This is a genomic window from Cognatishimia sp. WU-CL00825 (assembly GCF_040364665.1).
In the GTDB taxonomy this organism is placed as follows: domain Bacteria; phylum Pseudomonadota; class Alphaproteobacteria; order Rhodobacterales; family Rhodobacteraceae; genus Cognatishimia.
Map to the genome: position 1 here is coordinate 182,293 of NZ_BAABWX010000003.1, position 12,047 is coordinate 194,339.

Annotated in this window: 13 protein-coding genes; 7 read left to right on the forward strand and 6 right to left on the reverse strand. The window is 55.6% G+C overall.

What is annotated here, in order from left to right; genetic code table 11:
- Positions 1-12 precede the first annotated feature (12 nt).
- The 3 genes from serA to ABXG94_RS13055 all read right to left on the reverse strand — a co-directional run bounded on the left by serA (position 13) and on the right by ABXG94_RS13055 (position 3,512).
- The gene (gene serA, locus ABXG94_RS13045) at positions 13-1,605 is read right to left on the reverse strand and encodes a phosphoglycerate dehydrogenase (protein WP_353534798.1); all 1,593 of its coding nucleotides are present in this window, start codon (positions 1,603-1,605) and stop codon (positions 13-15) included.
- 96 nt (positions 1,606-1,701) lie between these two features.
- On the reverse strand, positions 1,702-2,847 hold the full coding sequence (locus ABXG94_RS13050; protein ID WP_353534801.1) for a phosphoserine transaminase: 1,146 nt from the start codon (positions 2,845-2,847) through the stop codon (positions 1,702-1,704).
- A gap of 155 nt (positions 2,848-3,002) precedes the next feature.
- Positions 3,003-3,512, reverse strand: coding sequence for a hypothetical protein (locus ABXG94_RS13055; protein ID WP_353534804.1), 510 nt, complete (start codon positions 3,510-3,512; stop codon positions 3,003-3,005).
- A 110-nt stretch (positions 3,513-3,622) separates the two neighbouring features.
- On the opposite strand from ABXG94_RS13055, the gene serB reads away from it, so the two are divergent.
- The 5 genes from serB (at position 3,623) to ABXG94_RS13080 (ending at position 7,753) form a co-directional block, all read left to right on the forward strand.
- The gene (serB, locus tag ABXG94_RS13060; RefSeq protein ID WP_353534806.1) at positions 3,623-4,498 is read left to right on the forward strand and encodes a phosphoserine phosphatase SerB; all 876 of its coding nucleotides are present in this window, start codon (positions 3,623-3,625) and stop codon (positions 4,496-4,498) included.
- Between the two features lie 3 nt (positions 4,499-4,501).
- A complete protein-coding gene (locus ABXG94_RS13065; RefSeq protein ID WP_353534808.1) occupies positions 4,502-5,260 on the forward strand; it encodes a TSUP family transporter in 759 nt (252 codons plus the stop codon).
- Between the two features lie 106 nt (positions 5,261-5,366).
- On the forward strand, positions 5,367-6,431 hold the full coding sequence (locus tag ABXG94_RS13070; protein WP_353534809.1) for a bifunctional transcriptional activator/DNA repair enzyme AdaA: 1,065 nt from the start codon (positions 5,367-5,369) through the stop codon (positions 6,429-6,431).
- Complete coding sequence (locus ABXG94_RS13075) at positions 6,428-7,207, forward strand: isocitrate lyase/PEP mutase family protein (RefSeq protein WP_353534810.1); 780 nt, start codon at positions 6,428-6,430, stop codon at positions 7,205-7,207. The genes ABXG94_RS13070 and ABXG94_RS13075 overlap by 4 nt, the downstream gene beginning before the upstream one ends.
- 51 nt (positions 7,208-7,258) lie before the next feature.
- Positions 7,259-7,753: a DUF2478 domain-containing protein gene (locus ABXG94_RS13080; protein ID WP_353534811.1), complete on the forward strand. Its 495-nt coding sequence runs from the start codon at positions 7,259-7,261 to the stop codon at positions 7,751-7,753.
- Positions 7,754-7,756: 3 nt separating this feature from the next.
- Here the strand turns inward: ABXG94_RS13080 and ABXG94_RS13085 are convergent, their stop codons facing one another.
- From ABXG94_RS13085 to ABXG94_RS13095, 3 genes are read right to left on the reverse strand one after another with little or no spacing between them, the layout of a single operon-like run.
- Complete coding sequence (locus ABXG94_RS13085) at positions 7,757-8,548, reverse strand: iron chelate uptake ABC transporter family permease subunit (RefSeq protein WP_353534812.1); 792 nt, start codon at positions 8,546-8,548, stop codon at positions 7,757-7,759.
- A complete protein-coding gene (locus ABXG94_RS13090; protein WP_353534815.1) occupies positions 8,541-9,281 on the reverse strand; it encodes a metal ABC transporter ATP-binding protein in 741 nt (246 codons plus the stop codon). Before ABXG94_RS13090 ends, ABXG94_RS13085 begins: the two co-directional genes overlap by 8 nt.
- The gene (locus tag ABXG94_RS13095; protein ID WP_353534818.1) at positions 9,281-9,754 is read right to left on the reverse strand and encodes a transcriptional repressor; all 474 of its coding nucleotides are present in this window, start codon (positions 9,752-9,754) and stop codon (positions 9,281-9,283) included. The genes ABXG94_RS13090 and ABXG94_RS13095 overlap by 1 nt, the downstream gene beginning before the upstream one ends.
- Before the next feature lie 85 nt (positions 9,755-9,839).
- Here ABXG94_RS13095 and ABXG94_RS13100 point away from each other — a divergent pair, with 85 nt between their 5' ends.
- Together ABXG94_RS13100 and ABXG94_RS13105 are read left to right on the forward strand one after the other, a co-directional pair.
- Positions 9,840-10,868 (forward strand): zinc ABC transporter substrate-binding protein, encoded by a 1,029-nt coding sequence (locus ABXG94_RS13100; protein WP_353534820.1) that lies wholly within the window; start codon positions 9,840-9,842, stop codon positions 10,866-10,868.
- A gap of 116 nt (positions 10,869-10,984) precedes the next feature.
- On the forward strand, positions 10,985-12,022 hold the full coding sequence (locus ABXG94_RS13105; RefSeq protein ID WP_353534822.1) for a glycosyltransferase family 2 protein: 1,038 nt from the start codon (positions 10,985-10,987) through the stop codon (positions 12,020-12,022).
- The last annotated feature ends 25 nt before the right edge of the window (positions 12,023-12,047 follow it).

Genomic DNA, 12,047 nt, shown 5'->3' on the forward strand with positions numbered 1-12,047 from the left:
CTGGATATTTGCTTAAACGTCAAAGCGCAGGGTTTTGACCTGTTTGAACATGCCGGTGTCACAAAGCTTGCTGATGACATTGGCGGGCACTTCGGCGTCGACATAGAGCAGCGCAATCGCGCCACCACCCACTTCGGACCGGCCGAGGGTAAAGTTGGCGATGTTGACGCCGTTTTCGCCCATGGTTTGACCCAATGTCCCGATGATACCAGGGGTATCTTCGTTGGTGGTGTACAGCATGTGTGCGCCCACTTCGGCGTCAATGTTGATGCCTTTGATCTGGATAAAGCGTGGCTTGCCGTCAGAAAAGACGGTGCCTGCAACAGAGCGTTCCATTTTATCGGTGACGATGGTCACTTTGATGTAGCCATCAAAGGAACCGGCTTTGTCCTGATTGGTTGTGGAGATCTGAATGCCGCGTTCCTTGGCGATCACCGGTGCAGAGACCATGTTCACGTCTGGGTTGGCTTTCTTCATGATGCCCGCGATCACCGAACAGTTCAGCGCATCCAGGTTCATTTCAGAGACCACACCATCATAGAGGATGTTGATGGCGGTGATTGGCTCGTCGGTCATTTGACCGGCAAAGGCGCCAAGGTGATCGGCCAGTTTGATCCACGGGCCCATGATCTTGGCTTCTTCGGCGGTCACAGATGGCATGTTCAGCGCGTTTTCAACGGCACCAGTCAGCAGATAGTTGGACATCTGCTCTGCCACTTGCAGCGCAACGTTTTCTTGCGCTTCGGTGGTGGCTGCGCCCAGGTGCGGTGTGCAGACGACGTTTGGCAGGTTGAACAGGGCGTTTTCTTTGGCGGGCTCTTCGGCAAAGACGTCAAAGGCTGCGCCGGCCACGTGGCCTGATTTCAGCAGTTCTGCCAGCGCGGCCTCGTCCACCAGACCACCGCGGGCACAGTTGATGATGCGCACGCCTTTTTTGGTTTTCGCTAGGTTTTCAGCGGACAGAATGTTTTTGGTGCCAGCAGTCAAAGGCACGTGCAATGTAATGAAGTCGGCGCGGGACAGAAGCGCGTCCAGTTCCACCTTCTCAACACCCATTTTGTCGGCTTTTTCTTCGGACAAGAAGGGGTCAAACGCGATGACCTTCATTTTCAGGCCACGGGCACGGTCGCAGACGATGCCACCGATGTTGCCTGCGCCGATCACGCCAAGGGTTTTGTTGGTCAGCTCAACGCCCATAAATTTGGACTTTTCCCATTTGCCCGCATGGGTGGATGCAGAGGCTTCGGGGATCTGACGCGCCACAGCAAACATCATGGCAATCGCGTGTTCTGCGGTTGTGATCATGTTGCCAAATGGCGTGTTCATGACGATCACGCCCTTTTTGGAAGAGGCTTCTTTGTCGACGTTATCCGTGCCGATACCCGCGCGGCCAACAACCTTTAGGTTTGTCGCGGATTCCAGAATGGTTGGCGTGACTTTGGTGGCGGAGCGGATCGCAAGACCGTCGTATTGGCCAATAACTTCGGCCAGTTTCTCTTTGTCTTTGCCAAGGTCGGGCATGAAATCAACGTCGATGCCACGATCGCGGAAGATTTGAACGGCGGTTTCAGACAGTTTGTCAGATACGAGTACTTTAGGGGCCATGGTTTTGGTCCTTTGATTTGGGGTCGGGGCGGTGGGGTAGAACCCCACCCTACGATTGTGGAAATTGGTAGGGTGGGGTTCTACCCCACCACCACGTTAAGCTTGGGCTGCGATTTCAGCGTCAAACGCCCATGCGAGCCATGGCAGCATGGCTTGGATGTCAGCCGTTTCAACAGTGCCGCCACACCAGATACGAAGGCCCGCTGGCGCGTCGCGGTATGCACCGATGTCCAGCGCGATGTTTTCCGCTTCCAGACGTTTTGCAACGGCCTTGGCGAAAGCCGCCCCATCTTTGATACGGTCATCTGTGAATTTCAGGCACACAGAGGTGTTGGAACGATTTGCATCGTCTTCCGCGAGGTTTGCGATCCAGTCATTGGCGTCGCAGAAATCAAACACCGCTTGGGCGTTTGCATCAGCGCGCGCGATCAGGCCTTTCAGACCGCCTTCGGAACGCGCCCAATCCAGCGCAAACAGGTAATCTTCGACTGCCAGCATCGACGGCGTGTTGATTGTAGCACCCGTAAAGATGCCTTCGATCAGCTTGCCGCCTTTGGTCATGCGGAAGATCTTTGGCAGTGGCCAGGCTGGTGTATAGCTTTCCAGACGCGCAACAGCGCGTGGGGACAGAACAATCACACCGTGGGCCGCTTCGCCGCCCAGAACTTTTTGCCAAGAGAATGTGGTCACATCCAGCTTGTCCCAGTCCAGATCCATCGCGAAGGCAGCAGATGTCGCGTCACAGATGGTCAGGCCGGTGCGGTTGGCATCAATCCAGTCGGCGTTTGGAACGCGCACGCCAGAGGTGGTGCCGTTCCATGTGAAAACAACGTCGTTGTTGAAATCAACAGAGGCTAGATCGACGATCTGACCGTAATCTGCGATCTTTGCTTCAGCATCAATTTTCAGCTGTTTGACAACATCAGTCACCCAACCTGCGCCAAAGCTTTCCCATGCCAGCATTTCAACTTTGCGTTCGCCCAAAAGCGACCACAAAGCCATTTCAACTGCGCCGGTGTCAGACGCAGGAACGATGCCGATTTTATAATCTGCGGGGATGCCCAGAACGTCGCGGGTGCCTTCGATGGCATCCTTCAGCTTGGCTTTGCCAACAGCTGCGCGGTGGCTGCGACCCAATGGGGCGTCTGCCAGTTTGGACAATTCGAATGTAGGGGGTTTGGCACATGGGCCAGAGGAAAAACGCGGATTTGCCGGGCGCGCTGCCGGTTGCTGAGTAGCCATTAATGCTATCCTTACAGATAAATGCCCTTCGTTGGGGAAGGGTGTCCCACCGCCGGACATAGTGGGCTTGGCTGACTCGGGCAACAGGGAAAATGCCAACTTGCGGCGGTTTGTGGCAAAAAACCGACGCCTTAAGTTTATGATCGGAAACCTGATTATTGCGCGGCTATGAAAGCCTCTTTCAGCGCATTCACCTGTATGTCGGTTGCAGGCCCCGATGTTGACCAAAGCACTTCACCGTTTTGACGCACAATCAGAACACGAATTTGATTGCGCCCGACAAAGCCCAGCGGATCATTCACAAAGCTGGCGTTTTCATAAAGCGTGATCGTGCGCGCACGCATATCTGTATCTACAATGCCGGACCGCATGCCATTGTCGACCACATTGCGGATCAACTTTGTTGCACCGCCAACAACTGGAATTTCAACAAACTCTGTCCCTTGACTGGGATCGAGATCCAGGGCGCTTATCCAGGTGTTCACCGCCTCTTGCTGTTGTCGCTTGTAGGCCACAAAGACAATTGTCGGATCCCCTGGCAACTCTGCTGGCAGGGTTTTGGGCGCGCCGTTTAAATCTTCGGATGTGACCGTCGGAAACACCGATTTGGCCAAAGCCGGACCCAAGGGGGCCAGCGCCAATATCAAGGTTAGAAAAAATCGCATGATCGCTCTCCTGTTGCTCTTATTGAATACGCAGCAAGTGCGAGAATGGATCACTTGGACTTTTCACAGCGGCGTGCGATAGGGGGGCAAGCCAAGCAAGAGAACCCGCTATGTATGTATTGACCCTATTGACTGCCCCCGCTCACCCCAATCTAGAGGCCTCGCTCGTTGAAAACCTGCGCAACGCTTGGGGCGGCGGCGCTGCGCAATGGCTGGCCACCGGTGAAGCGGCAGAGTTTTCGCTGGCAGAAAAGCCTGACAACCAATGGGAAATCTGGGCCGATCTGCAAAAAATTGGCGTCGATATGGTGATCTTGCCGGCCGAGGGCCGCAAGAAACAGATGCTATTGGCCGATATGGACAGCACGATGATCCAGCAAGAATGCATCGACGAGCTGGCAGATGTGGCTGGCGTGGGCGCGCGCGTCAAAGACATCACCGCGCGGGCGATGAACGGCGAGTTGGATTTTGACGGGGCGCTGACGGAACGGGTGGGCCTGCTGAAAGATCTGGATGAAAGCGTGATCGCTGAAGTGATAAAAACCCGCATTACATTGATGCCGGGTGGCAAAACACTGTTGGCAACGATGAAACGCAATGGGGCCTATGCGGCACTGGTGTCAGGCGGCTTTACCGCCTTTACCGGCCATGTGGCAAAAACCCTTGGCTTTGACGAGAACCGCGCCAATACGCTGTTGGTGGCCGATGGCAAGTTAACAGGCAACGTCGGGCGTCCAATCCTGGGCCGCGAAGCCAAAGTGCAGGCCTTAAAAGACATCACCCAACGTTTGGGCCTGGCCCAAGACGACGTGATGGCGGTGGGTGACGGGGCCAATGATCTGGGCATGTTGGGATTGGCGGGGGCCGGAGTGGCCCTGCACGCCAAACCTTCGGTGGCCGCCCAATGTGACATTCGCATCAACCACGGCGACCTGACGGCGCTTTTGTACATCCAGGGCTACGCGCAAAACGAATTTGCTTCCTAATTGATGTTTGAAGTCTCCTTTGACATCCTCCTGATGCTGCTGGCCGCGGGTTTTGCGGCGGGCTTTGTTGATGCGATAGCGGGGGGCGGTGGTTTGATCACGGTGCCGGTGCTGATGTTGACCGGGGCCAATCCGGTCACCGCATTGGCCACCAATAAAGTACAAGGGGTGTTTGGCGCGGCAACGGCGGCCTTGTCCTATGCCAAGGGCGGTCACGTTGATTTGCGCACGCAGATTGTCCCGGCAACAATTGCTTTTATTGCCTCAATCGGCGGTGCGCTGCTGGTTTCGGTCATGCCAACACAGGTGATCAAGATCTTCCTACCCATTCTCATGGTGGGCATTGCCGTTTTTTTCGCCACCAAAAAAGGGCTCGACGACCGGGACAAAACGCGCCGCATGGCCCCAGCGCTGTTCATGCTAACGATGGTGCCGCTGATTGCCGGATATGACGGGCTGCTGGGGCCGGGCACCGGCAGTTTCTTTATGCTCGCATTTGTATCACTTGGCGGTTACGGCATCCTAAAGGCCACCGCCCATACCAAATTGCTTAATTTTGCCTCCAACGCTGGTGCCTTGTTGACCTTCGCCTTTGTCGCAACCCCATGGTGGTTGACCGGTTTGGCCATGGGCGTCGCGCAAATCTTTGGTGCCCGCCTGGGCGCATCTTTAGCGCAAAAAATCGGCTCAAAACTGATCAAACCCTTACTTGTACTGACCTCTTTCGCGCTCGCAGCCAAACTTCTTTGGGACATGCTCTAACGCTCCTGCTTCATCTTTCCAAAAATACTCAAAATCCACCCAAGCAAATCACATCGACGCCCGATTTTAGGCGGCGGTTACATCCGTCTCGGTCTAAGCTGTGTGCATGATGTCCTATTTGCCAAATCACAGCACGCTGTACGCTGCCCTTTGCAACCGCGATGACGCCTATGACGGCCGCGTATGGGTTGGGGTCTCTTCCACCGGAATTTTCTGCCGGCTGTCCTGCCCTGCCCGGAACCCTAAACCAGAAAACTGCCAATTCTTTGACTCGGTTGGCTCTTGCATCGAGGCCGGATTTCGCGCCTGCAAACGCTGTCACCCCTTGGCACCCATGGCCAAGGCTGAACCAATCATCCAACAATTGCTAGCGGCGCTCGAGGCCCGGCCCTCTTATCGTTGGCGTGAGGCTGATATGGCCCGCATGGGATTGGACGCCTCTACCGTGCGGCGTGCATTCAAACGACATTTCGGCATGACCTTTCTAGAAATGGCGCGGCAACGGCGTTTGCGAGAGGGGTTTACCACACTCGCCAAAGGCGGCCCGGTGATCGCAGCACAACTGGATGCGGGCTTTGAAAGCCCAAGCGCGTTTCGTGCGGCATTTGGCAAATTACTGGGCCAAAGTCCGGGCAGTTTTGCCGCTGACGCCCTGTTGCGTGCCGAGGTGATAGACACCCCACTCGGCTCTATGGTTGCTGTGTGTGATAAGCACGCGCTGCACCTTTTGGAATTTATGGATCGCAAGGCGTTGCCGGCGTCGTTGAAAAAATTACAGGGCTTTGCCAAAGGCTCCTTGGGCTTTGGGCGCTTTGAAATTACCAACCATGTAAAAGCCCAACTAAAAGCGTTTTTTGACGGAGATAGAGCCACATTTGACATGCCGCTGGCCTATCATGGAACAGAATTTACCAAGGATTTGTGGCAAGCGCTCTGCCAGATTCCTGCTGGTGAAACGCGGTCTTATTCGGATATGGCTAGAGCCATTGGTCGCCCCGCTTCGGTGCGGGCGGTGGCGCGGGCGAATGGGGCCAATCAAATTGCCCTGATCGTGCCCTGCCATCGCGTGATTGGCGCAGATGGGTCGTTGACCGGATACGGTGGCGGTCTTTGGCGCAAACAGCGGCTAATCGAACTAGAGCAGGCCTATAAGGATAAAACAGCGGCATGACGCAGGCAGAATTGGCAGCAGAGTTTGCTGCAATGCACCAAAAGGGTGACCCTTTGGTGTTATATAATATTTGGGATGCAGGCTCAGCCCGTGTGGTGGTCGAAGCTGGAGCCAAAGCTGTGGCCACAGGCAGTTGGTCTGTGGCAGCAAGCCAGGGCCATGAGGATGGCGAACAACTGCCGTTAGAGATGGCATTGATGGGCATTCGCCGCATCTGCAAGACGGTTGATGTGCCCGTAACATTGGATTTTGAAGGGGCCTATGCCACCGGTCCGACTGGGGTTGGCACCAATGTGACGCGCGCCTTGAAACTGGGGGTGGTTGGCATCAACCTAGAGGATCAAGTGATTGGCGGCAAAGGCTTACATAAAACCCCGGACCAAGCCCGCCGGGTCGCGGGCGCACGCGCAGCTGCTACCGAGTTTAACGTGCCGTTGTTTATCAACGCCCGCACCGATGTCTTTTTGCGCGAACCCAACCGCGATTGGCATGCCGGATTGATGCCACAAGCCCTTGAGCGTCTAGAAGCCTATGCAGCAGCGGGGGCAAGCGGGTTGTTTGTGCCCGGATTGGTGGACCTGGCCTTGATCAAACAGGTTGTGGATGCCTTTGATTTACCGGTGAATGTGATGAGGGGGCCCGAGAGCGCCGGGATCGACGCTTTGGCCGATCTGGGGGTTGCGCGCATCAGCTATGGGCCTGCGCCTTATCGGCAAGCAATGCAGGATTTGGCCGTGCGTTATCTGGACGCGATTGCAAAACCAATTGTCGAGTAGCATTTTTCGCTGGGGCGCCTATATCTGGGGCCTCAGCAAAAGGACCCGCAGATGAAACTGGCCTATACGATGACCGAGGGCAAAGGCGATTTAGACGCCGTGTTGTACCATTTTGCCCAAGCACAAATCAAACGTGGCTTGCGGGTTGGCGGTGTGGTTCAGGTGAATACGGATCGCGACGATTGCCCATTGTGCGACATGGATGTGCAGGTTTTGCCGGACGGGCCGACCTATCGCATTTCACAGAACCTGGGCAAAGAGGCCCGTGGCTGCCGGTTGGACCCAGAAGCGCTGGAGCAATCGGTGGCCGAAGTTGGCGCGCGGCTGAACGCTGATCTGGATCTGTTGGTCTTGAACAAATTTGGCAAGCACGAGGCCGGTGGCCGCGGGTTTCGAGACACAATTGGTCAGGCCCTGGCGCTTGGAGTGCCGGTTGTTTGTGGCGTCAACAGTCTGAACCGTGCGGCGCTGGAAGATTTCTGCGATGGCATGGCGGAATATGTTGCGCCTTCATCCGGGGCGCTAGAGAAATGGCTTGCCACATAGGCGCTATGCGGCTCTGAACCGGCCCAAAATCATCGCCATGGCAAACAAGCCTGCTGCCACACAAACGATGCTTGGCCCGGCGGGCGTGTCGTAAAGGAAGCTGAGACGCAATCCTAATACAGCCGATATGCCCCCCAAAGCAGCGGCGGCCACCGCCATGGATTCGGGCGTCTGGGCCAAGGGGCGCGCGGCGGCGGCCGGGATAATCAGCATTGCGACAATCAGCAAAACGCCGACAACTTTGATGGCCACAGCCACCACCACCGCAAGACAGATCGTCAAGATCAGCTGTTCGCGGCGCGGATCGATGCCGCTGGCATAGGCCAAACCGTGATTGAGCGTGGCTGTGAGCAAGGCCGACCAGCGATAGACCATCAAAGCCATAACCGCGACGGCCCCGATCCAGATCACCGCAAGGTCAGATTTACTGACAGCCAGAATATCGCCAAACAAATAGGCCATCAGATCCAGGCGCACGCCTTGCAAAAAACTGACGGCCACAAGGCCAATAGCCAAGGCCGAATGCGCCATGACGCCGAGCAAAGTGTCCATTGCATAGCCGCGCCCAGAGAGCGACGTGACTGTAAGCGCCATGATCAGCGCAACCGCCAATGCACCCGTAAAAACCGAAGTATTCAGAGCCAAACTTAGCGCAATTCCAAGGATGGCCGCATGGCTTGTGGCGTCCCCAAAATAGGCCATGCGCCGCCAAACTACAAAGCAGCCAAGGGGGGCCGCAGCTAGGGCCACGCCGATCCCTGCAAGGGTCGCGCGGATGAGGAAATCATCAAGCATGGGTGCAGCCCTCGTGCGTGTCTTTTTCGTGGCTGTGGTCATGATCGTGGCGGTACAGAGCCAAGGCCCCCTGTGTTCCAGAGCCAAAAAGTGCGCGATATTCAGGGGCTGAGGCCACGATATCGGGCGTGCCGTGACAACAGACATGACCATTTAGGCAAACCACGCGATCAGAGGCGCTCATGACGACGTGGAGTTCGTGGCTGACCATCAAAACCGCCGCCCCAAGATCGCGGCGGATGTCTTCGATCAATCGATAGAGCGCGGCAGAGCCGGGTTGGTCAAGGCCGGTTGTCGGCTCGTCCAGGATCAGCAATTCGGGATCTTCCAGCAACGCGCGGGCCAGCAGCACCCGTTGGAATTGGCCACCCGACAGGGCAAACATTTGTCTGGTCTGCAAATCATCCGCGCCAACCCGTTTCAGCGCCTGATCGATGGCCGCTTTGTTGCGCCGTTTTGGCAGGCTGAGGAAACGATTGACGGTGATCGGCAGGGTTGGATCAATGTGCAGCTTTTGTGGCACATAGCCAATGCGCAGTTTCGGCTTTTGCGTCACTGACCCGCTGGCGGGTTTCAACGCCCCAATAAGGGCACGCAGCAAGGTTGATTTGCCAGAGCCGTTGGGACCAACAATAGTGACAATTTCACCTTGGTTGATGGAAAAATCGACGTTGCGAATGGCGACGTGACCACCCATTTGCACGGTGAGATTCTGCGTTGAAACCAAACTCATTATTCGGCGGCCTGACAATTTGGGCAAAGCCCTTCGGCTTCGATCACGGTGGCCTCTATGGCAAATCCAAGATCACCGGCGGCCTGCCTGAGACCCGTGGCCGGTTGGCTTTGGGTTTCGACCACTTTGGAACAGGAGCGGCAGATCATAAAGGCCGGGGCATGGTCTGCGCCGGGGTGGGCGCAGGCGATATAGGCGTTTAGTTTTTCAACCTTGTGCACAAAGCCATTGCTGACCAGAAAATCAAGCGCGCGATAGACCACCGGCGGCTGTTTCCCCAATCCTTCGACCGCCAGAATGGGCAGGATATCATAGGCCCCCATGGCGCGATGTTCGCCCAGCAATATCTCTAGGACACGGCGGCGCACCGGCGTGAATTGCAGGTTCTGAGCAGCGCATTGGGCTTCGGCCACAACAATTGCGTCTGTGACACAGGCCTTGTGATCATGTGGTTGGAAACCATGCGCTGTCATAACTACCTCTCAGGTTTGGGGTTGATATAGTATAACATATCCTCTAAGTGCAAGCCCGATGTTATACTATTACATGGAAATTGACATGTTGAAAAAGATATTTGTTGGCCTTGCTGTGACAGCAGGTTCAGCCCAGGCCGAAGCCCCAAAGGTTGTGACCGATATTGCGCCGGTTCATTCGCTTGTCGCACGCGTGATGCAGGGCGTTACAGAGCCTTCTTTGATTATGCCAGCGGGGTCTTCGCCACATAATTACGCGATGCGCCCATCAGAAGCGCGGGCCTTGCAACAGGCGGAAGTGGTGTTTTGGGTGGGCGAAGATTTGACCCCATGGCTGGAGCGCAGCGTCGACACATTGGCAAGCGATGCGATGTCCGTTGAGCTACTGCATGTCGAAGGTGGCCTGTTGTTGCCCATGCGTGAAAACGCTGTGTTTGCACAACATGAAGACCACGAGGAAGACGGTGATCACCACGCCGAAGGTCATGATGACCATGATGACCATGATGACCATGATGACCATGATGACCATGATGACCATGATGACGCGCACACAGATCAGGGCAATGACAAACATCATGACGAACACGGTCACGCGCATGATGGCAATGACCCGCATGTCTGGCTGTCTCCGGAAAATGCCAAGCTGTGGCTGGGCGTGATCGCGGAAACTCTGTCAGAAATCGACTCTAACAATGCGGAATTGTACAGTGTGAATGCCGCAGCAGCTGTGTCTGAATTGGACGATTTGGTGGATCGCATGCGCGGCGACCTAGCGCCTTATGCAGAAACGCCCTTTGTGGTTTTTCATGATGCCTATCAATATTTCGAGGCCAGCATTGGCCTTCAGGCGCGGGGTGCTTTGCAATTGTCTGATGCTTCGACACCCAGTGCCGCACGCCTGCATGATATTCAGGAAGAGATTGCGGAGCAGGGCATTCAATGTGTTTTCGCAGAGCCACAATTCAATGACGCCATCGTGCATTCTGTGGCACCTGACGGCGTGAAAATTGGCCTGCTTGATCCATTGGGTGTGGAGCTGGGCACCGGTCCTTCGTTGTACCCAAATCTGTTGAACGCGATGGCAAAATCTTTTGAAAAGTGTCTAAAATAGACTCTGTTTCTGGCTGACACTGACCATAGAAATTTCAAAGGGGCGCTGTATTGCGCCCTTTTGCGTGTTATGCGTGGGAAAACAAACAGGCAGAGCGTGCAGTGCGGATTCTATGTGTGACCACCGTCAGGGACGAAGGCCCCTATTTGCTGGAATGGATCGCCCACCATCGGGCGGCGGGGGTGACGGATTTTCTGATCTATTCCAACGACTGCGATGACGGCACCCATGAGATGCTGAAGATCCTGCAAATGGCGGGCATCGTGCGCCATGTGCCTCAGGAAAAAGTTGATGGGCAATCAGTACAGTGGCAAGCGTTGAAGGCGGCGTGGAAGCACCCGCTGCGGCAAAGGGCTGATTGGATCTTGGTCGCGGACGTCGATGAGTTTGTGAATATCAAAGTCGGCGACCACACATTTGCCGATCTGATTGGTGCGGTTTCGCCCGAGGCTGATGCGGTTGTCATGCAATGGCGCTTGTTTGGCAGCGCGGGCGTGGTTGATCTGACTGACGCGCCGGTGACCGCGCAATTCTCTAAAGCGATCCCGGCAAACCAGAGTTACCCCATTGCTGCGAGCCTGTGTAAGACCCTGTTTAAGCCCAATGGACCGTTTAACATGTTTGGCGTGCATCGCCCCAAACAAAAGGATTTGGCCAAAGCGCGGCGCCCAATTATGGTCGATGGATCGGGTCTGTTTCTGCCAGAAGCCTTTGCAACCACACCGGCGCGCATTTCGATGTATGGGCTGCCGCCAGGTCGCGATTTGGTGGAGATGAACCATTATGCGGTGCGGTCAGCGAGTGCCTTTCTGCTGAAGCGCGCACGGGGATTGCCAAACCGCAAGAAAGACATTGGCTTGAACTATTGGGTTGAGCGCAATTTCAACACCGAAACCGACGTTTCTGTTGCGGCGATGCGCCCGGCGACGCAGGCGATGTTTGACAAGATGCTAGACCTGCCGGGCTTGCGCAAATTGCATCAAGATGCGCTGGCTTGGCACAAAGCCCAATTTGCCGCGTTGATCAGGGAACCAGTCAACCAGAAATTGATGACCCAGATAATAACTGCCGGTAGCAGCGCAGTTGTGCCCAAAGATTTGCAGAAACGGCTTTTGACGTGGTATCACGAAGCCAACACGAGCAACGAAAATTAAAGCCCTATAAAGGGCGCAACAGGTA

What these genes read in the sequence shown, in the direction of transcription:
- serA (WP_353534798.1), bottom strand. Translation starts at nt 1,605, where the DNA reads ATGGCCCCTAAAGTACTCGTATCTGACAAACTGTCTGAAACCGCCGTT.
- ABXG94_RS13050 (WP_353534801.1), bottom strand. Translation starts at nt 2,847, where the DNA reads ATGGCTACTCAGCAACCGGCAGCGCGCCCGGCAAATCCGCGTTTTTCC.
- ABXG94_RS13055 (WP_353534804.1), bottom strand. Translation starts at nt 3,512, where the DNA reads ATGCGATTTTTTCTAACCTTGATATTGGCGCTGGCCCCCTTGGGTCCG.
- serB (WP_353534806.1), top strand. Translation starts at nt 3,623, where the DNA reads ATGTATGTATTGACCCTATTGACTGCCCCCGCTCACCCCAATCTAGAG.
- ABXG94_RS13065 (WP_353534808.1), top strand. Translation starts at nt 4,502, where the DNA reads ATGTTTGAAGTCTCCTTTGACATCCTCCTGATGCTGCTGGCCGCGGGT.
- ABXG94_RS13070 (WP_353534809.1), top strand. Translation starts at nt 5,367, where the DNA reads ATGATGTCCTATTTGCCAAATCACAGCACGCTGTACGCTGCCCTTTGC.
- ABXG94_RS13075 (WP_353534810.1), top strand. Translation starts at nt 6,428, where the DNA reads ATGACGCAGGCAGAATTGGCAGCAGAGTTTGCTGCAATGCACCAAAAG.
- ABXG94_RS13080 (WP_353534811.1), top strand. Translation starts at nt 7,259, where the DNA reads ATGAAACTGGCCTATACGATGACCGAGGGCAAAGGCGATTTAGACGCC.
- ABXG94_RS13085 (WP_353534812.1), bottom strand. Translation starts at nt 8,548, where the DNA reads ATGCTTGATGATTTCCTCATCCGCGCGACCCTTGCAGGGATCGGCGTG.
- ABXG94_RS13090 (WP_353534815.1), bottom strand. Translation starts at nt 9,281, where the DNA reads ATGAGTTTGGTTTCAACGCAGAATCTCACCGTGCAAATGGGTGGTCAC.
- ABXG94_RS13095 (WP_353534818.1), bottom strand. Translation starts at nt 9,754, where the DNA reads ATGACAGCGCATGGTTTCCAACCACATGATCACAAGGCCTGTGTCACA.
- ABXG94_RS13100 (WP_353534820.1), top strand. Translation starts at nt 9,840, where the DNA reads ATGTTGAAAAAGATATTTGTTGGCCTTGCTGTGACAGCAGGTTCAGCC.